At 70.8% G+C, this 23,972-nt stretch carries 21 protein-coding genes; 14 read left to right on the top strand and 7 right to left on the bottom strand.

Annotated elements, in window-relative coordinates:
* The first annotated feature begins 19 nt into the window (after positions 1-19).
* The 13 genes from P3T39_RS08175 to P3T39_RS08115 all read left to right on the top strand — a co-directional run bounded on the left by P3T39_RS08175 (position 20) and on the right by P3T39_RS08115 (position 15,696).
* Positions 20-757, top strand: coding sequence for a CDP-alcohol phosphatidyltransferase family protein (locus P3T39_RS08175; protein WP_280696846.1), 738 nt, complete (start codon positions 20-22; stop codon positions 755-757).
* Complete coding sequence (locus tag P3T39_RS08170) at positions 754-1,659, top strand: glycosyltransferase (protein ID WP_280696693.1); 906 nt, start codon at positions 754-756, stop codon at positions 1,657-1,659. Before P3T39_RS08175 ends, P3T39_RS08170 begins: the two co-directional genes overlap by 4 nt.
* Positions 1,660-1,780: 121 nt before the next feature.
* Positions 1,781-2,749, top strand: a complete 969-nt coding sequence (locus P3T39_RS08165; protein WP_280696692.1) for an ABC transporter permease — start codon at positions 1,781-1,783, stop codon at positions 2,747-2,749.
* A 7-nt stretch (positions 2,750-2,756) separates the two neighbouring features.
* The gene (locus tag P3T39_RS08160; protein ID WP_280696845.1) at positions 2,757-3,572 is read left to right on the top strand and encodes an ABC transporter ATP-binding protein; all 816 of its coding nucleotides are present in this window, start codon (positions 2,757-2,759) and stop codon (positions 3,570-3,572) included.
* 143 nt (positions 3,573-3,715) lie between these two features.
* Complete coding sequence (gene hpnC, locus P3T39_RS08155) at positions 3,716-4,663, top strand: squalene synthase HpnC (protein WP_280696844.1); 948 nt, start codon at positions 3,716-3,718, stop codon at positions 4,661-4,663.
* A gap of 41 nt (positions 4,664-4,704) precedes the next feature.
* Complete coding sequence (gene hpnD / locus P3T39_RS08150; protein WP_280696843.1) at positions 4,705-5,562, top strand: presqualene diphosphate synthase HpnD; 858 nt, start codon at positions 4,705-4,707, stop codon at positions 5,560-5,562.
* Positions 5,563-5,728: 166 nt separating this feature from the next.
* The gene (hpnE, locus tag P3T39_RS08145; RefSeq protein ID WP_280696691.1) at positions 5,729-7,126 is read left to right on the top strand and encodes a hydroxysqualene dehydroxylase HpnE; all 1,398 of its coding nucleotides are present in this window, start codon (positions 5,729-5,731) and stop codon (positions 7,124-7,126) included.
* A gap of 137 nt (positions 7,127-7,263) precedes the next feature.
* Positions 7,264-8,295, top strand: a complete 1,032-nt coding sequence (locus P3T39_RS08140) for a polyprenyl synthetase family protein (RefSeq protein WP_280696690.1) — start codon at positions 7,264-7,266, stop codon at positions 8,293-8,295.
* Positions 8,296-8,301: 6 nt separating this feature from the next.
* Positions 8,302-10,428, top strand: coding sequence for a squalene--hopene cyclase (gene shc, locus P3T39_RS08135; protein ID WP_280696689.1), 2,127 nt, complete (start codon positions 8,302-8,304; stop codon positions 10,426-10,428).
* Between the two features lie 246 nt (positions 10,429-10,674).
* The gene (locus P3T39_RS08130; protein WP_280696688.1) at positions 10,675-11,334 is read left to right on the top strand and encodes a 1-hydroxy-2-methyl-2-butenyl 4-diphosphate reductase; all 660 of its coding nucleotides are present in this window, start codon (positions 10,675-10,677) and stop codon (positions 11,332-11,334) included.
* A gap of 2 nt (positions 11,335-11,336) precedes the next feature.
* Positions 11,337-12,356, top strand: a complete 1,020-nt coding sequence (gene hpnH, locus P3T39_RS08125; RefSeq protein ID WP_280696687.1) for an adenosyl-hopene transferase HpnH — start codon at positions 11,337-11,339, stop codon at positions 12,354-12,356.
* 48 nt (positions 12,357-12,404) lie between these two features.
* The gene (gene dxs, locus P3T39_RS08120; RefSeq protein ID WP_280696686.1) at positions 12,405-14,315 is read left to right on the top strand and encodes a 1-deoxy-D-xylulose-5-phosphate synthase; all 1,911 of its coding nucleotides are present in this window, start codon (positions 12,405-12,407) and stop codon (positions 14,313-14,315) included.
* Positions 14,305-15,696, top strand: coding sequence for an aspartate aminotransferase family protein (locus tag P3T39_RS08115; RefSeq protein WP_280696685.1), 1,392 nt, complete (start codon positions 14,305-14,307; stop codon positions 15,694-15,696). The genes dxs and P3T39_RS08115 overlap by 11 nt, the downstream gene beginning before the upstream one ends.
* Before the next feature lie 9 nt (positions 15,697-15,705).
* Here P3T39_RS08115 and P3T39_RS08110 read toward each other — a convergent pair whose 3' ends face one another.
* From P3T39_RS08110 to fabG, 6 genes are all read right to left on the bottom strand, one after another.
* Positions 15,706-16,182 carry a hypothetical protein gene (locus P3T39_RS08110; protein ID WP_280696684.1) on the bottom strand — a complete coding sequence of 159 codons (477 nt, stop codon included), beginning with the start codon at positions 16,180-16,182 and terminating at the stop codon, positions 15,706-15,708.
* Between the two features lie 82 nt (positions 16,183-16,264).
* Positions 16,265-16,540 carry a DUF6343 family protein gene (locus tag P3T39_RS08105; RefSeq protein WP_280696683.1) on the bottom strand — a complete coding sequence of 92 codons (276 nt, stop codon included), beginning with the start codon at positions 16,538-16,540 and terminating at the stop codon, positions 16,265-16,267.
* A gap of 110 nt (positions 16,541-16,650) precedes the next feature.
* Positions 16,651-17,304, bottom strand: coding sequence for a phosphatase PAP2 family protein (locus tag P3T39_RS08100; RefSeq protein ID WP_348534317.1), 654 nt, complete (start codon positions 17,302-17,304; stop codon positions 16,651-16,653).
* A gap of 288 nt (positions 17,305-17,592) precedes the next feature.
* Positions 17,593-20,325, bottom strand: a complete 2,733-nt coding sequence (locus P3T39_RS08095) for an NPCBM/NEW2 domain-containing protein (protein ID WP_280696682.1) — start codon at positions 20,323-20,325, stop codon at positions 17,593-17,595.
* 140 nt (positions 20,326-20,465) lie between these two features.
* Entirely contained in the window at positions 20,466-20,660 is a 195-nt protein-coding gene (locus P3T39_RS08090) for a hypothetical protein (protein WP_280696681.1), read from the bottom strand.
* A 142-nt stretch (positions 20,661-20,802) separates the two neighbouring features.
* Positions 20,803-21,570, bottom strand: coding sequence for a 3-oxoacyl-ACP reductase FabG (gene fabG, locus P3T39_RS08085; RefSeq protein ID WP_280696680.1), 768 nt, complete (start codon positions 21,568-21,570; stop codon positions 20,803-20,805).
* Between the two features lie 480 nt (positions 21,571-22,050).
* Between fabG and P3T39_RS08080 the strand changes: the two genes are divergently transcribed.
* On the top strand, positions 22,051-22,875 hold the full coding sequence (locus P3T39_RS08080) for a MarR family winged helix-turn-helix transcriptional regulator (RefSeq protein ID WP_280696679.1): 825 nt from the start codon (positions 22,051-22,053) through the stop codon (positions 22,873-22,875).
* Positions 22,876-23,025: 150 nt separating this feature from the next.
* Here the strand turns inward: P3T39_RS08080 and P3T39_RS08075 are convergent, their stop codons facing one another.
* Complete coding sequence (locus P3T39_RS08075; RefSeq protein WP_280696678.1) at positions 23,026-23,880, bottom strand: aldo/keto reductase; 855 nt, start codon at positions 23,878-23,880, stop codon at positions 23,026-23,028.
* Positions 23,881-23,972 lie beyond the last annotated feature (92 nt).

Genomic DNA, 23,972 nt, shown 5'->3' with positions numbered 1-23,972 from the left:
CGTCATCCACCCGGAGGGGATGCTCCAGCGCCGCAGCGCCGAGCACTGGGCGGGCCGCTGGTACATGCGGCAGATCTCCCTGCGGATCACCCGGCTGCTCTCCACCATGACGGCGATCACGCCCAACGGTCTGACCTACCTGATGATGTTCACCGGCGTCCTGGCCGGTGCCGCGCTGGTCGTCCCGGGTATCGCGGGGGCCGTCCTGGGCGCCTTCCTGATCCAGGTCTACCTGCTGCTGGACTGCGTGGACGGCGAGGTCGCCCGCTGGCGGCGGCAGACCTCGCTCACCGGTGTGTACCTGGACCGGGTCGGCCACTACATGTCCGAGGCCGCACTGCTCACCGGACTCGGCCTGCGGGCCAGCGACCTGCTGCACCGCGAGGGCAGCACCTCGCAGTGGGAGTGGGCCTTCCTCGGCACGCTGGCCGCGCTCGGCGCGATCCTGATCAAGTCCGAGACGGACCTGGTCGACGTCGCCCGCGCCCGCAGCGGGATGACCGCCGTCGAGGACAGCGCATCGGTGCCCCGCTCCTCGGGCGTCGCCAAGGCGCGCAAGGCCGCCTCCTTCCTGAAGTTCCACCGCCTGGTCGGCGCCGTCGAGGCGTCGCTGTTCATCCTGGCCGCCGGTATCGCCGACGCCGTGCACGGCGGGCTGCTCTTCACCCGCCTCGCGGTCGTGGTCTTGGCCGCCATCGCCATGCTGCAGACGGTCCTGCACCTGCTCAGCATCGTCCTCTCCAGCAGGCTGCGATGAGTGCGGCTGCCGGCTCGGGCGCCGAGGACTTCCGGCTCGGGGCGGTCATCATCACGATGGGCAACCGCCCGGCCGAGCTGAACGCCCTGATCGACTCGGTCCTGAACCAGGAGGGCCCCGCCGTCGAGCTGGCGGTGGTCGGCAACGGTGCCGCGCTGCCGCCCCTCCCGGCGGGCGTACGCACCGTCGAGCTGCCCGAGAACCTCGGCATCCCGGGCGGGCGCAACGTCGGCATCGAGCTCTTCGGCCGCAACGGCCAGGAGGTGGACGCCGTCCTCTTCCTGGACGACGACGGGCTGCTCCCGAACAAGGACTCCGCCCGGCTGCTGCGGGAGGCGTTCACCGCCGACCCCGAGCTCGGCATCGTGTCCTTCCGCATCGCCGACCCGGACACCGGCGTCACCCAGCGCCGGCACGTCCCCCGGCTGCGGGCCAGCGACCCGCTGCGGTCGTCCCGGGTGACCACCTTCCTCGGCGGCGCGAGTGCCGTCCGGAGCACGGTCTTCACCCAGGCCGGGCAACTGCCCGGAGAGTTCTTCTACGCGCACGAGGAGACCGACCTCGCCTGGCGGGCGCTGGACGCCGGCTGGGAGATCGACTACCGCGCGGACATCGTGCTGCACCACCCCACGACCTCCCCGGCCCGGCATGCCACGTACTTCCACAACGTGGCCCGGAACCGGGTGTGGCTGGCGCGACGGAACCTTCCCACCCCGTTCGTGCCTCTCTACTTGGGAACCTGGTTGCTGCTCACCCTGGCACGCCGTCCTTCGGGCGACGCGCTGAAGTCCTGGGTGGGCGGTTTCCGGGCCGGCTGGAGCGAACCCTGCGGTCCGCGACGGCCAATGCGATGGCGTACTGTATGGCGACTGAGCAGGTTGGGCAGACCGCCAATCATCTGATCGCAGCAGTCGGCAGCCCCACTGCCGACCGGACAATCCCCCGAGATCCCTGTGGATCCGCCCGGTCCGCCGCCGTTCCCCCCGGAGGCGGGTCGGCCACCCGATCCCGCGAAGGACGAATGTGTCAACAGTGAGTGACTTCAGCCTCTCCACACCGAGTGGGGCTGATGCGGGCCTGACCCCCAAGCAGCTCGCGGCCAAGTACGGCCTGGCGGTCAGCGGCAAGCGGCCCAGCCTTCCCACGTACGTGAGGCAGCTGTGGGCGCGGCGCCACTTCATCCTTGCCTTCGCCACGGCCCGCCTGGTCGCTCAGTACACGACCGCCAAGCTGGGCCAGGTGTGGCAGGTTCTCACGCCGCTGCTCAACTGCTCGGTGTTCTTCCTGGTCTTCGGTGTGATGATGAAGAGCCGGGACAGCGTCCCGGTCTACCTCGCCTGGCTGTGCGTCGGCGTCTTCGTCTTCCAGTTCTCGCAGAGCGCCGTCCAGTCCGGCACCCGGTCGATCGCCGACAACCTCGGCCTGATCCGGGCGCTGCACTTCCCCCGGGCCTGTATGCCGGTGGCCTTCACCGTGATCCAGCTCCAGCAGCTGCTGATCTCGATGGTCGTCCTGGTCGGCATCGTGCTGGCGAACGGCCAGATGCCGCACATGACCTGGCTGCTGATCATCCCGGCGCTGCTGCTCCAGTGCCTGTTCAACACCGGTCTGGCCCTGATCATGGCCCGGGTCGGCTCCAAGGCCTCGGACATCTCCCAGCTGATGCCGTTCATCCTGCGCACCTGGATGTACGTCTCCGGCGTCATGTACAGCATCCAGAGCGCCATCGCGAGCTGGCCGCCGCTGGCCAAGACGATCATGGCGCTGAACCCGGCCACGATCTACATGGACCTGATGCGCTACGCGTTCATGCCGGACAGCTTCAACAAGCACATCTACCACGGTGGCAAGGACGCCGCGGGCCACGCCCTGGCGCAGCACCTGACGCTGCCGCACCACGTGTGGCTCACCGCCGGTGTCTGGGCCGTGGTGGCCTTCGCGGTCGGGTTCGTGTTCTTTTGGAAGGCAGAGGAGGAGTACGGCCGTGGCTGACATCGCGATGAGCAACTTCCGTGAGGCGCAGCGGGACGTCCCGAACACTGCGACGACCGATCCCGCCCGCGTCCCGACCGTGGTCGTGGACAACGTCCACATCGTCTACAAGGTGCACGGCGCCGGCTCCGGCAAGGGCAGCGCCACCTCGGCGCTGAGCCGGCTGGTCTCGCGCAAGCGCTCGCCCTCCATCCGCGAGGTGCACGCCGTGCGCGGCCTGAGCTTCACCGCGTACAAGGGTGAGGCCGTCGGTCTGATCGGCTCGAACGGCTCCGGCAAGTCCACCATGCTGGCGGCCATCGCGGGCCTGCTGCCGCCCGAGAGGGGCGCCATCTACACCAACGGCCAGCCCTCGCTGCTGGGCGTGAACGCCGCGCTGATGAACGACCTGACCGGTGACCGCAACGTCATCCTGGGCTGCCTGGCCATGGGCATGACCCCGGAGGAGGTCAAGAGCCGCTACCAGGAGATCGTCGACTTCTCGGGCATCAACGAGAAGGGCGACTTCATCTCGCTGCCGATGCGCACCTACTCCTCGGGCATGGCGGCCCGTCTGCGGTTCTCCATCGCGGCGGCCAAGACCCATGACGTGCTGCTCATCGACGAGGCGCTCGCCACCGGTGACCAGAAGTTCCAGAAGCGCAGCGAGGCCCGGATCCGTGAGCTCCGCCAGGGGGCCGGTACGGTCTTCCTGGTCAGCCACAACAACAAGGCGATCCGGGACACCTGCGAGCGCACCATCTGGATCGAGAAGGGTGAGCTCGTCATGGACGGCCACACCGACGAGGTCGTCAGCGCGTACGAGAAGCACAACCGCGCCTGAGCATCCGGGCGCGCGTGGCACGGCGGGGGCCGGTGCCGGGGCTGAACGCCCTGGTACCGGCCCTTCGGCTGTGCCGGGCCCTCGGGCGCGTGTCCGATATGGGCCGATGGACCGGACCGGTGTAGAACGGGGGAGTGACGGTAGTGGCGGCTTCGACTAAATCCGATAACCAGACATACGGCAGTACGCTCGACAAGGCGGACCTGGAGAACTTCCCGGTCGCGCCCTTCTTCCTGCCCGCCGCCTGGCGTACGGACCTGATGGCGGTCTACGGCTTCGCCCGCCTGGTGGACGACACGGGTGACGGCGACCTGGCCGACCCCGCCGGGGTCGCCCGGCTGCTGGGCGTACCGGAGCAGGCTTCGGTCACCCGTTCGGACGAAGGCGAGACCGCCTTCCGGCTGGCCCTGCTGGACGGGCTCGAACGCGATCTGGGCCGTGCCTTCGAAGCGGCCCTCACCCCGTCCGCCGCAGCCCCCCGCCACCCCCTGATGCGCGCGCTCGTCCCGCTGGTCGGCCGGCATGCGCTCACGCCCGAGCCCTTCCGCCGCCTGATCGAGGCCAACCGGGTCGACCAGAGCGTCGCCCGCTACCCGGCCTACCGCGACCTGCTCGGCTACTGCACCCTCTCCGCCGACCCGGTCGGCCGCCTGGTGCTCTCCATCGCGGGCGTCTCCACGCCGGAGCGCGTGGCGTACTCCGACGCGATCTGCAGCGCCCTCCAGGTGGTCGAGCACCTCCAGGACGTCGCCGAGGACTTCGGCCGCGGCCGGATCTACCTGCCCACCGAGGACCTGGAGCGCTTCGGCGTCAGTGAGCACGACCTCGCCAGTCCCACCGCAGGTCCCCGGGTCCGGGAGCTGGTGGCCTTCGAGGCCGAGCGGGCGCGGACCCTGCTCGATCATGGTGCGCCGCTGGTAGGTACGGTTTCCGGGAGGCTCCGGCTGCTCCTGGCGGGATTCACCGCAGGCGGGTACGCGACTTTGGAGGCCATCGAGGCCGCCGGGTACGACGTCCTGGCCCAGCAGCCGAAGCCGGACAAGCGCCGCCTTGCAGCGAAGGCGGCGAGACTCTTCGCGAAGGGAAGGTGAACGCCCGCGTGGCGGCATCACCACTGGCGTCCGCTCAGGTCATGGCGGCGTACCGGTACTGCGAGGCGGTCACCGCCCTGCAGGCCCGTAATTTCAGCTATGGCATCCGGCTCCTTCCGGAGGCCAAGCGGTACGCCATGTCCGCGCTCTACGCGCTCGCCCGCCGGATCGACGACATCGGGGACGGCGATCTGCCGCCCGAGCGCAAGGCCGAGCAGCTCGCGCGCACCCGCGACCTGCTGGACGAGATCCGCTCGGGCAGTGTCGACGTGGACGACACCGACCCGATCAAGGTCGCACTGGCCGACGCCGCCCGGCGTTTCCCGATCCCGCTCGGCGCCCTCGACGAGCTCATCGACGGCGTCCAGATGGACCTCAAGGGCGCCGAGTACCGCACCTTCGAGGACCTCAAGGTCTACTGCCGCTGTGTGGCGGGTTCGATCGGCCGGCTCTCGATCGGTGTGTACGGCTGCGAGGACCCCGAGCTCGGCGCCGAGTACGCCGACACCCTGGGCCTGGCACTCCAGCTCACCAACATCCTGCGCGACCTGCGCGAGGACGCCCTCAACGGCCGCACCTACCTGCCCACCGAGGACCTGGTCAGGTTCGGTTGCGAGCAGGGCTTCGCACTGCCAGGACCGCCGATCGGCGCCGACTTCACCGGCCTGATCGCCTTCGAGGCAGCGCGGGCCCAGGGCTGCTTCGAGGAGGGCCTGCGGCTGCTGCCGATGCTGGACCGCCGCAGCCGGGCCGCCACCGCCGCGATGGCGGGCATCTACCACCGGTTGCTCGGCCGGATCGCCGCCGATCCCGAGTCGGTGCTGCGGGGCCGTGTCTCGTTGCCCGGCTGGGAGAAGGCATACGTGGCGCTGTCCGGGCTCGCCGGAGGGCGTTCTTGATTCTCTCGGAAGTTATGTCACGCTGTGTCAGCGCAACGTCACGGACCGGTGTCCTGTCGGCGTCTGCGGACAGATGCTCGCTTCCCCCTGACGGGTACACGGCGGCCATGAGCGGGCACGGAGTGTCCACGAGTCGACAGCGGAACGACGGCAGGGGGTGGCGCAGATGACGGTACGGCCGGCTTCCCCTCGCCGCACCGCCGTAGTGGTCGGCGGCGGCCTGGCCGGGATCACCGCCGCGCTGCGGCTGGCCGAGGCCGGGCAGCAGGTCACCCTGCTGGAGGGCCGTCCCAGGCTCGGCGGCCTCGCCTTCTCCTTCAACCGGGGCGAACTGACCGTGGACAACGGCCAGCACGTCTTCCTGCGCTGCTGCACCGCCTACCGCGGCCTGATCGACCGGCTGGGCGCGGGCCGACTGGTGGATCTTCAGCCACGCCTGGACGTCCCCGTGCTCGGCCTCGGCGCCGACGGCAGCCGCACCTTCGGCCGGCTGCGCCGGGACGCCCTGCCCGTACCACTGCACCTCACCCGCAGCCTGGCCGGATACCCGCACCTCGGGCCCGCCGACCGGCTCCGGGTGGTCCGCGCGGCGCTCGCGCTCAAGGGCCTCGACCTGGCCGACCCGGCGCTCGACGAGATCTCCTTCGGCGACTGGCTGCGCAGCCACGGCCAGACCCCGGCGACCCTGGCCGCCCTCTGGGACCTGGTCGGTGTCGCCACCCTGAACGCCACCGCCGACCAGACCTCGCTCGCACTGGCCGCGATGGTCTTCAAGACCGGTCTGCTCTCCGACCCCGGAGCCTCCGACATCGGTATGGCCGCCGTCCCGCTCGGCGCGATCCACCACGACGCCGCGCTGGCCGAGCTGGAGCGCCTGGGCGTCCGGGTACTGCTGCGCAGCCGTGCCGCTGAGCTCAAGCCCGCCGGACAGCACGCGGTGCGGCTGGAGGGCGGCGAACTGCTCACCGCGGACACCGTGGTGCTGGCGGGCGCCCAGGACAGCGCGGCCGCCCTGCTTCCGCCCGGCGCCGTGCCCCGGCAGGAGCGGCTCGGCGAGTTCGGCACCGCGCCGATCCTCAATGTGCATGTGATCTACGACCGCCGGCTGCTGCGCCGCCCGTTCTTCGCGGCGCTCGGCTCACCCGTGCAGTGGGTCTTCGACCGAACGGCACACTCGGGCCTGGCCGTGCCGGGGGCGCAGTACCTGGCGCTCTCGCAGTCCGACGCGCGCGAGGAGATCGACCTGCCGGTGGCCGAACTGCGGGCGCGCTACCTGCCCGAGCTGGAGCGGCTGATCCCGGGCGCTCGGCAGGCGAAGGTGCTGGACTTCTTCGTCACCCGCGAACGCACCGCGACCTTCGACCCGGCGCCGGGCACCGCGAGGCTGCGCCCGCAGGCCAGGACCGACATTCCGGGCGTGTTGCTGGCGGGTTCCTGGACCGCCACCGGCTGGCCCGCGACCATGGAGGGCGCGGTGCGCAGCGGCCACGCCGCAGCTGACGCCGCGCTGGCCGGGGCCGGGCGGATCCCGGCCGATCGAGGCGACGGGAGGTGGCCCCGATGACCGCGGGCCCCAGCACTACTGACATCGCACCAGGCCGGCCGTCCAGCGCGGCCCGGCGTCCGGATGGAGAGGGAACGTACGTGGAGGCTCGCGCCGGCTCTGCCGCATCGGCCGCATCGGTCAAGGAGGCCACTTCGGTGCTTGAGCTGCTGGCGCGCGGCCGGAGCCTGTGCACCCCGCCGCTGCGTGCCGCGGTCGGCCGACTGGCGGCGCCGATGGACACGGTGGCCGCGTACCACTTCGGCTGGATCGACCGGGACGGCACTCCGATGGCGGGGGACGGCGGCAAGGCGGTCCGCCCGGCGCTGGCGCTGCTCTCGGCGCAGGCGGTCGGCGCACCGGCCGAGGCCGGGGTTCCGGGTGGCGTCTCGGTCGAGCTGGTACACAACTTCTCCCTCCTCCATGATGATCTGATGGACGGTGACGAGACCCGGCGGCACCGGGCCACCGCATGGACGGTGTTCGGACCTGCCCAGGCGATCCTGGTCGGCGACGCGCTGGCCACGCTGGGCACCGAGGTGCTGCTGGACGCCGCCGTCACCGGCGGAGCGAGCGCGGCCGACGCCGCGCGGGCCGTCCGTCTGATCACCACCGCCACCCGCAAGCTGATCGACGGCCAGGCCAAGGACGTCGCATTCGAGGCGCGCGACACGGTGACGGTCGAGGAGTGCCTGGACATGGAGGCCGGCAAGACCGGTGCTCTGCTGGCCGCCGCCTCCGCGATCGGCGCGGTGCTGGCCGGGGCCGACGACCGTACCTCCGACGCGCTCCAGCGCTACGGACACCACCTGGGTCTGGCCTTCCAGGCCGTGGACGACCTGCTCGGCATCTGGGGCGCCACCGAGGTGACCGGCAAGCCGCACTGGGGCGATCTGCGGCAGCGCAAGAAGTCGCTGCCGGTGGCCGCCGCCCTGGCCGAGGGCGGCAGTGCCTCGCGCCGTCTCGCCCAGCAGCTGGCGGACCCGCACGGGCGCGGCGAGGAGAGCGAGCAGGTGCTCGCCGCCCGCGCGGCGCTGATCGAGGAGGCGGGCGGCCGGGCCTGGACCCAGGAGGAGGCCCGCCGCCAGCACACGACTGCCCTCGCCGCACTGGACGAGGTGCCGATGACCGACGAGGTGCGCGAGCACTTCGTCGCACTCGCCGAATTCGTGGTGGTACGAGAGAGGTGACGTCAAGTGACAGCAACCGCGGACGGCCGGCTCGACCCCGAGTACGATTCCGAGCCGGTCGCGGTGGGCGACCGGCCGCCGGTAGCGGAACGGCCGGCTAGCGGCCGGATCGCGGGGGCGTCCCGCCCGGGCAGAGGGCTCGGCCCGGTCCGGCACGAGGACGCCGAGCCGGTGCGCGGCGCCGCGGCGCCCGGACAGCCGGACGAGCATCCCGGTGCTCTCCCCGGCGAGGCCACACCGGCCGAGACACTCGCCAGGGCCGCGGCCCATCTGCTGTCACTCCAGAGCCCCGAAGGCTGGTGGAAGGGCGATCTGGAGACCAATGTCACCATGGATGCCGAGGATCTGTTACTGCGTCAGTTCCTCGGCATCAGAACCGAGGAGCAGACCCGCGGCACGGCCGCCTGGATCCGCTCCCAGCAGCGGCCGGACGGCACCTGGTCCACCTTCCACGGCGGCCCGCCCGAACTCTCCGCCACCGTCGAGGCGTACGTCGCGCTGAAACTCGCCGGTGACGACCCGCAGGATCCGCACATGCGGGCGGCGGCTCAGTACGTCCGCGCCCACGGCGGCATCGCTGCTGCCCGCGTCTTCACCCGGATCTGGCTCGCGCTCTTCGGCTGGTGGCCCTGGGAGCGGCTGCCGGAACTGCCGCCGGAACTCATCTTCGCGCCCAAGTGGCTGCCGCTGAACATCTACGCCTTCGGCTGCTGGGCCCGGCAGACGATCGTACCGCTGACCGTGGTCTCGGCGCACCGCCCGGTCCGTCCCGCGCCCTTCCCGCTCACCGAGCTGCACACCGATCCCGTCAATCCCTACCCGCAGCGGCCGCTCGCCCCGGCGACCAGCTGGGACGGTCTGTTCGAACGCCTGGACAGGGCGCTGCACATCTACCACCGGTACGCCGTACGGCCGCTGCGCCGGCTGGCGCTGGCGCAGGCCGGGCGCTGGATCGTCGAGCGGCAGGAGGCGGACGGCTGCTGGGGCGGTATCCAGCCGCCCGCCGTCTACTCGCTGATCGCCCTTCAGCTGCTCGGCTACGACCTCGACCACCCGGTGATGAAGGCCGGTCTGGCCTCCTTCGAGGGCTTCACCGTGCACACCGAGGACGGGCGGCGCTGGATGGAGGCGTGCCAGTCCCCGGTCTGGGACACCTGTCTGGCCACCATCGCACTGCGCGACGCGGGTCTGCCCGCCGACCACCCGGCCCTGCTCTCGGCCGTCGAGTGGATGCTCGGCGAGGAGATCACCCGGCGCGGCGACTGGGCCGTCAAACGGCCCGGACTCGCCCCCGGCGGCTGGGCGTTCGAGTTCCACAACGACAACTACCCCGACATCGACGACACGGCGGAGGTGGTACTGGCCCTGTGCCGGGTGGCCTTCCCCGACCGGGCGCGGCTGGAGGGTGCCGTCCGGCGCGGCGTCGAGTGGAACCTCGGGATGCAGTCCAGGAACGGCGCCTGGGCCGCCTTCGACGTGGACAACACCAGCACCCTGCCCAACAAGCTGCCGTTCTGCGACTTCGGCGAGGTGGTGGACCCGCCCTCGGCGGACGTCACCGCGCATGTGGTGGAGATGCTCGCCGAGGTCGGCCGGGCGGGCGACCCGCGGACCAGGCGCGGGATCGCCTGGCTGCTCGCCAACCAGGAGGCCGACGGCTCCTGGTTCGGCCGCTGGGGCACCAACTACATCTACGGGACGGGCTCGGTCGTCCCCGCCCTGATCGCGGCCGGAGTGCGGCCCGGACACCCCGCGGTCCGGCGCGCAGTGCGCTGGCTGGAGGACCGGCAGAACGCGGACGGCGGCTGGGGCGAGGACATGCGCTCGTACGAGGAGCCGGAGCGCTGGGCCGGGCGCGGCGAGTCCACCGCCTCGCAGACCGCATGGGCGCTGATGGCGCTGCTCGCGGCCGGTCAGGGCCCGGACGGGGCGCGCAGCCAGGCGGTCGAGCGGGGTGTGCAGTGGCTGGTCGGCACCCAGTTGCCGGAGGGCACCTGGGACGAGCCGCACTTCACCGGCACCGGTTTCCCGTGGGACTTCTCAATCAACTACCACCTGTACCGCCTGGTCTTCCCGGTGACGGCCCTCGGCCGCTATCTGCACGGCAGCCCGGTGCCGGGCGGACACCGATGAGGACGAGTCCGGTGGCGGACTCGGCCGATGCCCCGCAGGATCGGGCCAAACGGCCGGATCGGCGTGGCCGCCCGAGGATCGGAGGACTTGGATGAGGGCGGATACGGCGCCAGGGCCGGGCCGGCGGACTTCGTTGCGCACTTTCGCGGGGTGCGGGGTGCTGTGTGAGCCGGGTGTCTGGTCGCGCAGTTCCTCGGACCCCTGGCGCGCTGCCTCCCGGCGGACCTCGCGGACCGGGGACGGGCGATGACGGGTGGGGCGCTGCTGGTGGTGTGCGCGCTGGGCCCCGAGGTGTGGGCGCTGCGCGGCGGTGACTGGAGCGAGGCGGTGGGCGGGCCTCCGGTGCTGGCCAGGACCGGGGTCGGCCGCAGCCGGGCCAGACGGGTGGCCGGCGAACTGCTCGGCCAGGACGGGTACGGTGCGCTGATCGTGGCCGGGTTCGGCGCCGCCGTCGGACCCGGCGCTCGGCCCACCGATGTGATCGTCGCCGATGCCGTGCGCGACGCCGACGGCAACCACCACCCGCTGGACTCCGCCAAACAGCTCGCCCGAGCCCTTCAGGCCCGCGGCCTCACCACCCACACCGGCCTGCACCACACCGCCGACCATGTCGTGCGGGGAGCGGAGCGGCGTGCGCTCAACTCCCGGGGCGCCCTCGCCGTCGACATGGAGGCCGCCGCCGTCCTCGCCGCCCGGGCCGAGCTTCGGCCCCGGCTGCCGGCCGCCGTGCTGCGGGTGGTGGTGGACACCCCCGACCACGAGCTGATCCGCCCCGGCACCCTTCCGGCCGGGCTGCGCGCCTGGCGGACCCTGCGGGCCGTCGTACCGGCCCTCACCGCCTGGCACCGCCAGACCGCTGCTGCCCTTGAACCCCTGCCCTCGACGCTCCCTTTGGAGGCGAGCTAGTCATGGCCATGCCGCTGCGCCAGTCCGTTCGCGTCAGCACCTACCTCCTGCAGCAGAAACTGAAGCGCCGGGAGAAGTTTCCGCTGATCGTGGAACTGGAGCCGCTGTTCGCGTGCAACCTCGCCTGTGAGGGCTGCGGGAAGATCCAGCACCCGGCCGGGGTGCTCAAGCAGCGGATGCCGGTGGCGCAGGCGGTCGGGGCGGTGCTGGAGTCCGGCGCGCCGATGGTGTCGATCGCGGGCGGCGAGCCGCTGATGCACCCGCAGATCGACGAGATCGTCCGCCAGCTGGTCGCCCGCCGCAAGTACGTCTTCCTGTGCACCAACGCGCTGCTGCTGCGCAAGAAGCTGGACAGGTTCAGGCCCTCGCCGTACTTCACCTTCACCGTGCACATCGACGGCCTGCGTGAGCGGCACGACGCCTCGGTGGCCAAGGAGGGCACCTTCGACGAGGCGGTGGAGGCGATCAAGGAGGCCAAGCGGCGCGGCTTCCGGGTGACCACCAACAGCACCTTCTTCAACACCGACACCCCGCAGACCGTGATCGAGGTGCTCGACTACCTCAACGACGAGCTGCGCGTCGACGAGATGATGATCTCCCCGGCGTACGCCTACGAGAAGGCCCCCGACCAAGAGCACTTCCTCGGCGTGGAACAGACCAGGGAGCTGTTCCGCAAAGCCTTCGCCGGCGGCAACCGGCGGCGCTGGCGGCTCAACCACAGCCCGCTCTTCCTGGACTTCCTGGAGGGGCGGGTGGACTTCGAGTGCACCGCCTGGGGCATCCCCAACTACTCGCTCTTCGGCTGGCAGCGTCCCTGCTACCTGATGGCGGACGGCTACGTCCCCACGTACCGCGAGCTGATCGAGAAGACCGAGTGGGACAAGTACGGCCGGGGCAAGGACCCGCGCTGCGACAACTGCATGGCGCACTGCGGCTACGAACCCACCGCCGTCCTGGCCACCATGGGCTCGCTCAAGGAGTCGCTGCGCGCCGCCCGCGAGACCATCGGCGGCACCCGCTGAGCCGACGGCCGCCCGTCATCGCTTCGAACCGAGCTGCGAGGTGAAGCCATGCCACTCCTGCCCACTATCAAGGGGCCCGCCGATCTCAGAACCCTGGAGAACGTCGAACTTCCCCTGCTGGCCGAGGAGATCAGGGACTTCCTGATCGACGCCGTCACCAGGACCGGCGGCCACCTCGGACCCAACCTCGGCGTGGTCGAGCTCACCATCGCGCTGCACCGGGTCTTCGACTCGCCCTTCGACCGCATCCTGTGGGACACCGGCCACCAGGCCTATGTGCACAAACTGCTCACCGGCCGTCAGGACTTCTCCCGGCTGCGCGCCAAGGACGGCCTCTCCGGCTACCCCTCGCGCGCCGAGTCCGAGCACGACCTGATCGAGAACTCGCACGCCTCCACCGCCCTCGGCTACGCCGACGGCCTCGCCAAGGCCGACCAGCTGCTCGGCCGCACCGACCGCAGGACCGTCGCGGTGATCGGCGACGGCGCCCTCACCGGCGGCCTCGCCTGGGAGGCCCTCAACAACATCGCCGAGGCCCAGGACCGCCCCCTGGTGATCGTGGTCAACGACAACGAGCGCTCCTACGCCCGCACCATCGGCGGCCTTGCGCACCACCTCGCCACGCTGCGCACCACCCGGGGCTACGAGCGCTTTCTGGCACTCGGCAAGGAGGCGCTGCAACGTACGCCGCTGGTCGGGCAGCCGATCTTCGACGCCCTGCACGGGGCGAAGAAGGGGTTCAAGGACGCCTTCGCGCCGCAGGGGCTGTTCGAGGACCTGGGCCTGAAGTACCTGGGTCCCATCGACGGGCACGACCTCGGCGCCGTCGAGCAGGCGCTGCGGCAGGCCAGGCACTTCGGCGGGCCGGTGATCGTGCACTGCCTCACCGTCAAGGGGCGCGGCTACCGGCCCGCCGAACTGGACGAGGCCGACCGCTTCCACGCCGTCAACCCCATCGACCCGTACACCTGTCTGCCCGTCTCGCCCTCGGCCGGGATCTCCTGGACCTCCGTCTTCGGCACCGAGCTGCTCGCCCTCGGTGCCGAGCGGCCCGATCTCGTCGCGATCACGGCGGCGATGCTCCAGCCGGTCGGGCTGGCCCCGTTCGCCAAGGCGTACCCCGAGCGGATCTTCGACGTCGGCATCGCCGAGCAGCACGCGGTGGCCAGCGCCGCCGGGCTCGCCACCGGTGGGCTGCACCCGGTGGTCGCCGTCTACGCGACCTTCCTCAACCGGGCCTTCGACCAGGTGCTGATGGACGTCGCCCTGCACCGGCTGGGCGTCACCTTCGTCCTCGACCGGGCCGGGGTCACCGGGAGCGACGGGGCCTCGCACAACGGCATGTGGGACATGTCGATCCTGCAGGTCGTCCCCGGCCTTCGGCTCGCCGCGCCGCGCGATGCCGAGCAGCTGCGCGCCCAACTGCGCGAGGCCGTCACGGTGGACGACGCACCGACCGTGCTGCGCTTCCCCAAGGGCGACCTCGGCCCGGCCGTCCCCGCACTGGAGCGGATCGGTGGCGTGGACGTGCTGGAGCGCACCGGGCCCGCGCCCGACATCCTGCTGGTCGCCGTCGGCGCGATGGCCCCCGCCTGCCTGGACGCCGCCGCGCTGCTGCTCGCCGAGGGCTTCGCCGCCACCGTGGTGGACCCGCGCTGGGTCAAGCCGGTGGACCCTGCCCTGGTCGAACTCGCCGCCGCGCACCGGCTGGTGGTCACCGTCGAGGACAACGGCCGGGTCGGCGGCGTCGGTGCCGCGATCGCCCAGGCGCTGCGCGACGCCGCAGTGGACACCCCGCTGCGTGATCTGGGCATCCCGCAGGAGTTCCTGGCGCACGCCGGGCGCGGCGAGATCCTGGAGGAGATCGGCCTCAGCGGCACCGGGGTGGCCGCACAGACCGCCGTCTTCGCCAAGCAACTGCTGCCGACCCGAGGAGTGAACGAGTCCAATGCCGGCTGACCGCCTGGACCTCGCGGCGCTGATCGCCGAACGCGGCTCGGAGCGCTACGAGTTGAACGCCAGATATCTCAATCCGCAGCTGCCCAGGATGCTGCACGCCATCGGCTTCGACCGGTACTACGAGCGCGCCGAAGGCCCGTACTTCTACGACGCCGAAGGCAACGAGTACCTCGACATGCTGGCCGGGTTCGGCATCTTCGCGCTCGGCCGTCACCACCCCGTGGTCCGCGCGGCCGTGCACCAGGTGATGGATCTCGGCCTGCCCGACCTCACCCGCTTCGACTGCTCCCCGCTGCCGGGTCTGCTGGCCGAACAACTGCTGTCGTACACACCGGGGTTGGACCGGGTGTTCTTCGGCAACAGCGGAACGGAGGCGGTCGAGACCGCGCTCAAGTTCGCGCGCTGCGCCACCGGCCGGCCGCGCATCCTCTACTGCGACCACGCCTTCCACGGCCTGACCGCCGGCTCGCTCTCGGTCAACGGCGAGGGCGGCTTCCGTAGGGGTTTCGGCCCGCTGCTGCCCGACACGGCCATCCCGCTCGGCGATCTCGGCGCGCTGGCAAAGGAGTTGAAGAAGGGCGATGTCGCGGCGCTGATCGTCGAGCCGATCCAGGGCAAGGGCGTGCACGCGGTCCCGCCTGGCCGGCTGCTCGCCGTCCAGCAACTGCTGCACGAGCACCGGGCCCTGCTGATCTGCGACGAGGTGCAGACCGGTATCGGGCGGACCGGCGACTTCTTCGCCTACCAGCACGAGGAGGGCGTCCAGCCCGACCTGGTCTGCGCGGCCAAGGCGCTCTCCGGCGGCTATGTGCCGATCGGAGCCACTCTCGGCAAGGGCTGGATCTTCGAGAAGGTGTACTCCTCGATGGACCGGGTGCTCGTCCACTCCGCCAGCTTCGGCTCCAACGCCCAGGCGATGGCGGCCGGTCTGGCCACCCTGCATGTGCTGCGCGAGGAGCGGGTGGTCGAGAACGCCCACCGGGTCGGCGAGCTGTTCCGCGCCCGGCTGGCGGCGCTGGTGGAGCGGTACGAGCTGCTCGCCGAGGTGCGCGGGCGCGGTCTGATGATCGGTATCGAGTTCGGCCGCCCCAAGTCGCTGAAACTGCGCACCGGTTGGACGGCTTTGCAGGCGGCGCGCAAGGGCCTGTTCGCACAGATGGTGGTGGTACCGCTGCTGCAACGGCACCGCATCCTCACCCAGGTCTCCGGCGACCACCTGGAGGTCATCAAGCTGATCCCGCCGCTGATCATCACCGAGCGCGAGGTGGACCGCTTCGTCGACGCCTTCACCGAGGTGATGGAGGACGCCCACCGCGGCAGCGGGCTGATGTGGGACTTCGGCCGCACCCTGGTCAAGCAGGCCGTGGGCAGTCGTCCTTAGGGCCCGGGGCTACCTGGGGCACACGTCGGCCTGGACGGCGGCGAGGATCTTCTCCGCCTTCTCGGCGCCGAAACCGTCGGGGTGCTTGGACGAGGTGAAGCGCTGGTTGGTCAGGTCGATCAACTTCGCCTTGTCCTTGGGGAAGTTGTAGATCGCCTGGCACTGGCTCCGCGCACGGTCCACGGCCTGGTCGGGCCGGCCGGAGACGATGTCCGGGTCGATGGCGTCCAGAGCCGCGACCAGCTTGGTCACCGTCGCGCTGTCCGGCTTCGGCGGCAGGCCCGCATCGCTCGGCGCAGCGGGCTTGGCGGGAGCGGACGCGTCGGCCGCCGGGGCAGAACTGCCCGAACCCGGCTGCGCCGACGAGCTGTCGGCTGCGGGCGAGGAGGCGGCCGCGGGAGCGGCGGTGCTGGAGCCGCTGCTGCTGCAGGCGGTCAGGGCGAGCGCTGCGGCGGCGAGGGCCGGTGCCAGGGATCGGAGGCGCATCGGGCCAGGATGTCATGTGCGCGACGCGCGCACCGGATTCGTAATGATCTTGTGACCTGATCCGGTGTGCTCTGACGGTCCGTCACAGCTCCGTCCGACGGCGACGGATCACCACCCACAGGTCGATCGACGCCAGCAGGGTGAGGACGCCGCAGAAGACGGCGAAGGCGGTCAGCGTACCGCTGCTCGGCGCGGCAGCGGCGGAGGTGTGAGCCGCCCAGACGGCGAACAGTGCGGTGAGCAGGGCGAAGAACGGGGTGAAGGTGACGGACAGCAGAAAACGCAGCTTGAGGTCGCTGCGCGCGGTGGCGGGCTCGGTGCCGCTGCGCCATCGCCGTGGGGTCTTTGCCGGACGCATTCCTGATCGCCTCCACCCGCCAGTCCCGCATGGCCGGTCTACGATTCCAGCGTACGTCCGGCGACCGTGGGGAGAGCGGCACCTCTGGGGGGCGCAGAGCCGGCCGGGGGCTAACGGCTGTCGCGCCAGAGGCCGGTGATCCGGTCGTCCACGGCTGCGATCATTGGTTCGAACAGGGGCATCGCCAGGAGGACCAGTGCGCCCGCTGCCCAGCCGGCGAGGACGTCCGAGATCCAGTGGGTGCCCAGATAGACGGTGGTCAGCCCGATGGAGAAGGCCGTCAGGCCGGCGAGCACCGCACCGGTGCGCCGCCAGCGGTCGGCGAGGTAGGCCAGCACGCCCCAGGTCACCACGGCGTTGGCGGTGTGCCCGGAGGGGAAGATCGTTCCTCCGGAGAACAGTTCGGGTGAGCCGATGTAGTGCGCGTAGTGCGGCCCGAGCCGGCCCGTCACGATCTTCACGCCGCCGACCGTGATGTTGAGCAGCAGCAGTGCCGCCCCCACCACCAGCAGCGGTCGGAGCGTTCTTCGCCGGAAGCAGCGCAGACCCAGCCAGGCGCAGGCGATGATCGCGGAGGGCCCGCGCTGACCGGCGATGATCCACACGTTCAGCAGGGGCTCGACGTCGGGCCAGCGCTTGTACGGTCTGAGCTGCTTGAGGGCCCAGTCGAAGTCGACGAGCTTGGTGTTCAGGATCACCGCGACCACGATCAGCAGGTACGCGAGCCCGGTCAGCCCGAAGGCGATCGCATGCAGGCGGCTCATCGGTGGCCACCCTGCCTCGGCGGATCCCCCGTCCTCGGGGGGGTCGGTCCGGTGGCCGGACGGTTCGATCTGAGCTTGCACGGCTTCGACACTACCCGTTCGACCTGGGCAGTCTTGCCCGGTGCCAACAACGACCACCCAGGAGTGAGCAATCACTCCCGGCGTGCTCCCGTGCGCCGCCGCAGGAGGTTCGAGCACGGGGAGGCGCCCGCCCCCGCAGGGTGGGGGACCTGCGGGGACGGGCGCCGGTTCATGGACGGAGCGATTCCGGTCGGGCGGATCGGCAGGTCAGGCGCAGTGGAACTTGGCCGCCGCCCAGTCCGCGTGGTCACCGGTCTTGCTGTCGGCCGCGGTGACTTCGAGGTGTACGCGGTCGGCTGTGCCGAGTGGGACGGTGACCGGGAGGGCTGCCGACCGACCGGTCAGAACGGGCGAGGTCCACAGTGTCCGGCCGTCGGCGACCACCGAGAACGTCACCGAACCGTAGCCATTGATCTCGTCGTCGATACCGACCACGGCGCTGAGGGCCGAGCAGCGTCCGCCGGTGGCGATCTCGATGTCCGAGTCGGCGTGCACGCCGATCCCCTTCGGGTAGACGGTGCCCTTCAGGGTGATCGGGTGGCCGTCGGCCGGGCCCGTCTCGCCGTTGCTGCGGTCGCGCTCGGCCGGGCCCCAGCCGTTCACCTCGTTCGTCCAGGGCAGGTCGCTCGCCCAGACGTCGCCGCTCGGGCCCGCCTGGCTGCCCACCGCGCTCGCGCCGTCGAGCACCAGCCGGAAGGCGGACGAGGTGGCGAGCGCAGCCGTCTTCACCTGGACCACGCCGCCCCGGTCGGCGGCGTCGTACCACCAGCCCTCGGTGGCCGCGTCGAAGGCGGCCCTGCCCGTCAGCTTCGGCAGCGCCCGTCCGCCGAGCGTCACCCTGCCGGGCGCGGTGGAGCTGTGGACGGTGAACAGGTACGGCCGGGCGGCCTGCTTGCCCGTGAAGTCCCCGGTGCTCGCCGAGAGGTCGATCCGGACCTGGCCGGCACCCGAGTTCGGGGCACTCACCTCAGCCCGCTGGGTGGCGTACCGGCCCTGCCGGTACTGCCGGGTGACGCCGTCGTCCTCGTAGAGGCTGAAGCTGCTGTGCCCCTGCGGGTAGATGTCCCAGGCCAGCGGGGAGGAGGCGGTGCGGTCCTGGTACGAGCTGATGCCGGGCCACATCGGCACCGTGGCACCGGCCTTGACGAACAGCGGCAGGGTGTCGAGCGGTGCACTGTAGCCGTTGACGGTGGCCGGGCCCTGGTAGGTGCGCCCCGACCAGTAGTCGACCCAGGTGCCCTTGGGCAGGTAGATGCCGTCGCGTACCGAGGTGTCGGAGTAGACGGGGGCCACCAGGAAGTCCTGGCCGCTGAGGAATTCGTACTTGACCGCATCGGTGGCCGTCACCGGGTCGTCCGGGTACTCCAGCGCCAGCGGCCGCACCGGACCGACGCCGGTCCGGCTCGCCTCGGCCGCGTAGCTGTACATGTACGGCAGCAGCGACTCCTTGAGCTTCAGGTACTTGCGGTTGATGGAGGTGTACGGCTCACCGGAACGGTAGGGCTGCTTGTCGCTGGGCGCCCAGCCGTCCATCGACATGATCGCGGGGAGGAAGGACTTCCACTGCAGGTCGCGGGTGTAGGTCTGCGGGCTGCCGCCGAAGATGCCGTCCACATCGCCCGTGTTGTACGCCATGCCCGACATGGTGGAGCCGGCGTAGGTCGGGATCTGCCAGCGGATGTAGTCCCAACTGCCGGACTGGTCGCCGCTCCACTGCACTCCGCAGCGCTGCGCGCCGGACCAGCTCTCGGGTGCCCAGGTGAAGCCGCGGGCATCGCTGTTGTCCTCGATGCCCTGGTAGGCGGCCTTGCATCCGTCGAGGGCGAACTTGTAGCCGTCGCCGACCCAGGCCACGTCCAGCTTGGCCACCCGTTGCCCGGCCTTGACCTGGTCGGCGAGCTGGCCGAGGCCGTTCTCGGTCCACAGGCCGAGCTGCATCTTGCGCTGTGCCAGGCCCTGGGCGGTCTGGGCGAGGTTCTCGTAGCCGCAGCCGTAGCCGTCGTTGACCAGCATCCAGCCGTTGGGGATGTCGTTCTTCGCATAGTCGTCGGCGATCTTCAACGCGTCCAGGGTGTGGCGTTCGCCCCGGTTGGCGTTGTGCAGATAGCAGTCGGAGTCGCCCATCTCCAGGCCGTAGACCGGCGGCAGGAAGGGCTTGCCGGTGAGCGAGGTGTACTGGCCGATGACGTCCTTCATGTTCGGCCCGGCGAAGTAGTACGCGTCGAAGCGCAGTTCCTGCTCGGTGGTGGTGACCGGGTCGTTGAAGGCGTAGGTGCCGGGGGCGTAGGTGTTGCGGTAGACGCCGTAACCGGCCGAGGAGAGGTAGAAGGGGACGGAGTTGGGGTGGCCTCCCTCGTTCCAGTTGTAGTCCACGCCGATCTGGACGGTCTTGCCCCGGTGCGAGAAGGAGCCGTTCTGCTCGCCGGCGCCGAAGTACTGCTCGTTCGCGCCCCTGGCCAGGGTCTGGGTGGTGGCCTTGCCGTCCCAGGACAGCGGCTTGGTCTCCTCCCAGACCCTGCTGCCGTCGGCCCGGTAGAGCGCGAAGCGCAGAGCGGATTTGTAGACCCGCAGGGTGATCCTGCCGGTGGACAGTTCGTACCGGTCGCCCGCGTCGTGCCACCTGGTGGCGGGCGGGGCGCCCTGCGGCAGGACGACGTCCGAGCCGACCGGGTCGGTGAACTGCCCGTTGGGCGCCAGCTCGATCCGGAAGACCTGGTCGGAGACGAAGCTGACCCGGGCCTTGGCGCTGCCTGCGGAGATGGTGTAGACGGGGCCCTTCGCGGCGAATCCGGTGACCGCGCCGGCCGATCCGGTGACCGCGGCGGCGGCCGCCTTCGTGGTGAGGGCTGGGGAGAGCGAGCCGGTGCCGAGGGCGAGCGCGGCCGCGAGGGCCAGGCCGACGGGACGGATCCGCCAGGAGTGTTGCAAAGTTCTGCGCATATGAACCCCTCATCATGCAAGAACGAACACTGATGAGCAGGTATAGCGCAAAGCCTCCCGGTTGACCACACCCCGAGAATGGCCGGAAACGCACTCAGGCCCCCGCACGGATGCGGGGGCCTGGGCGTGGCTGGAAGGACTCAGGGCATCAGGCGTTCGACGGCGGCGGCGCCGTACTTCTCCAGGTCCTGTCGGGCCCTCTCGATGAGCTCCGGGGTGGGGGTGCGGCCCGAGGCCATGACCAGGTCCTCCGGATCCACCGGGTGCTCGGCACCCGTGTGGAGGAGGCGGTCCGGCGTCGGGCGGGAGTCGCTGTCGGTGGGCTCGTTCGTCATCTGGTGCCTCCCGTGGAATGCAGCTTCTGACCCCTGAGTCTCCTCCCGCACGGCCCCGCGCGCATGGCGAACGGGCGGTGCGGCGCCTTGGACCGGCCGGAAACGGGGCCCGCGGCGTCGCGCTCCCTGCTACCGGTCGGTCTCAGTCGAGCGGCCCGCCCGCCACGTAGATCACCTGACCGGAGACAAAACCGGCCGCCGCACCGGCGAGGAAGGAGATGGTGTTGGCGATGTCCTCGGGGACGCCGACCCGGTTGACCGGGATCTGGGAGGCGGCGGCCTGCTTGAACGCCTCGAACTCCATACCGACCCGGGCGGCCGTGGCAGCCGTCATATCGGTCGCGATGAAGCCGGGCGCCACCGCGTTGGCGGTGATGCCGAACTTCCCGAGCTCGATCGCCAGGGTCTTGGTGAAACCCTGCAGTCCGGCCTTGGCGGCAGAGTAGTTGGCCTGGCCGCGGTTGCCCTGTGCCGAGGAGGACGAGAGGTTGACGATCCGGCCGAAACCGGCGTCCACCATGTGCTTCTGGCAGGCCCGGGTCATCAGGAAGGCGCCCTTGAGGTGGACGTTCATCACGGTGTCCCAGTCCGATTCGGACATCTTGAACAGCAGATTGTCGCGGAGCACCCCGGCGTTGTTCACCAGCACCACCGGTGCGCCCAGCTCGGCGGCGATCCGGTCCACGGCCGCCTGCACCTGCTCGGCGTCGGAGACATCCGCCCCGACCGCCAGCGCCCGGCCGCCCGCCGCGACGATCCGGTCCACGGTGTCCTTGCCGGCCGACTCCTCCAGGTCGACCACGGCCACCGCGTAGCCGTCGGCGGCCAGCCGCTCGGCGGTCGCGGCGCCGATGCCGCGTGCCGCGCCGGTGACGACCGCGACCCTGGGGGTGCTGCTCTGCTCGGTCATGCTCGTACTCGTCTCTCTCGGTGGGGTGACGGGCACGGTCGCTGCCGAGAGCGGCCCTGCCCGGAAGGGTGGTGTAGGAGAGCGCTGCGCGCACACCCTACCGGCGGGTAGCCTTCCCGGCCAGAGTGCAGATTCGCAGGTGACGGAGGGTGAGGAGGCTCGGTGGGGGTCAATAGGTCGAACCGGTAATCGTGACCGCGACATGCTGCGGAAATATGCCAACTTCGACGAACATGCGTCTACTCTTGGCCCCTGCCTGCCAGCGCGGGCCGACCGTTTGTATAGTGTGCGCCAGCAGCCACCGGCTGCACGGCTGGCGTGCCTACCCTCACAGCGGGACGCTCACTCGCCGTTACTGCCCCGCCCGGGTGTCCTACACACGCCGGGTGTGACATCGGGACGGATTTCATGGTGCTGGGGGAGATCCCGACGACCCGTGTGCCCGCGCGACTTCAGCAGTCGCCCGGTCACCTCATCCGCGTGGCCCAGCAGGTGCACACCCGCCTGTGGTCCGAGTACGTCGGTTCCGAGCTCACGGCTCCGCAGTTCGCCGTGCTGCTCGTACTCGCACTCGAGCCGGGAGCCGACCAGCGAACGGTCGGCGAGCGGGCCTCGCTCGACAAGGCCACGATGGCCGAAATGGTCGCCCGCCTGGTGCGGCGCGGCCTGGTGCTGCGCCGCCGCGACCCGGCCGACGGCCGCCGCAAGCTGCTGGCGCTCTCGCAGAACGGCGCGCAGGCGGTCCGCGAGGCCACCGGCGGAGTGGTCCGTGTTCAGCGGACGCTCTTCGAGCCGCTCAGTACCGAGGAGCAGATCGAGATCGTCCGGGTGATGGCGAAGATAGCCCGGCTCGAGCCGGCCGCCGTCGCGGTCATGACGGACGCCCGGCCGATGCTGGACGCCCAGCGGGCGATCGGCTACCTGATCCGGGTCAGCCAGCAGGTGCACACCAAGCTCTGGTCCGACAAGGTCGGAGCCGAACTGACGGCACCTCAGTACGCGGTGCTGGACGCCCTGGAGACCGAGCCCGGCGCCGACCAGCGCACCGTCGGCGAGCTGGCCTCGTTGGACAAGGCGACCATGGCCGAGATGGTCAGCCGACTGGTCAGGCGCGGCCTGGTGCTGCGTCGGCGCGACCCTTCGGACGGGCGGCGCAACCTGCTCTCGCTCTCGCCGGCCGGGCAGGACCTGCTGCACCGATCGGCGGCCGGGGTGCGGGAGGTGCAGGAACTTCTGCTCTCCCCGCTGGAGGCGCACGAGCACGAGCCCGCGCTGGCGCTGATCGCCAAGGCCGCCAGGCTGTAACGATTCGGCGCAGTGCCCGTGGCAGTAACGATTTGCCGACTCTCCAGGTCGCGGACAGTCAAGTGAAGAGCAGTGACGAACGGCCGGTCGCCCAAAGTCAGGGCGGTGACCGGCCGTTCGTCTGCTGTCACCCGGCAGCGGCCGACGGTGTCAGCTCCAGTCGAAGCTCTGCGGGTCCGGGCCCAGGCGCGTACCCGTCGCCGTACCGGCGATGGCGGCCAGGTCGTCGGCGTCCAGCTCGAAGCCGGTGACGTCGATGTTCTCCGCGATCCGGGACGGGGTGACCGACTTCGGGATCGCGATGACGCCGCTCTGCAGGTGCCAGCGGAGCACCACCTGGGCCACCGTGCGGCCGTGCTTCTCGGCGATCTTCACCAGGGCGGGCTCGGTGAGCAGCGCCTTGCCCTGGCCCAGCGGGCTCCACGCCTCGGTCGCGATGCCGTGCTCGGCGTGGTACTCGCGCAGCTCGAGCTGCGGGAAGTGCGGGTGCAGCTCGACCTGGTTGAGCACCGGCACGACCGAGCTCTCCTGGCGCAGTGCATCCAGCTGCTGCGGGCCGAAGTTGGAGACACCGACGGCCTTGACCCGGCCCTCGGCGTACAGCTTCTCGAACGCCTTCCAGATGTTGAGGAAGGTGCCGTGCATCGGGCGCGGCCAGTGGATCAGGTACAGGTCGATGTAGTCGAGGCCGAGCTTGGCCAGCGACTCGTCGAAGGCGCGGAGCACGGCGTCCTGGCCCTGCTGGCCGGACCAGTCCTTGGTGCCCGAGTTCCACAGCTTGGTGGTGATGAACAGCTCCTCGCGCGGCACGCCGGCCGTCGCGATCGCCTGGCCGGTGCCGGCCTCGTTCTCGTAGATCGCGGCGGTGTCGATGCTGCGGTAGCCGGCCTCGATCGCGGTGCGGACGGCGATCGCCGCCTCGGCGTCCGGGACCTGCCAGACACCGAAGCCGAGCTGCGGGATCTGGACGCCGTTGTTCAGGGTGACGCTGGGAATGGTGCTCACTGGAAGGGGTGCCCTCCGGTCCGTCGGATAGTGCCGGTGGGGAGCAACCCCAGAATCGGTGGCATTGTTCCCAGATATCCAATGATTCACCA

Source organism: Kitasatospora sp. GP82, from assembly GCF_029892105.1.
Taxonomy (GTDB): Bacteria; Actinomycetota; Actinomycetes; order Streptomycetales; family Streptomycetaceae; genus Kitasatospora.
The sequence above is the reverse complement of the archived record's forward strand: the minus strand, read 5'-3'. Positions and strand labels throughout refer to the sequence as shown.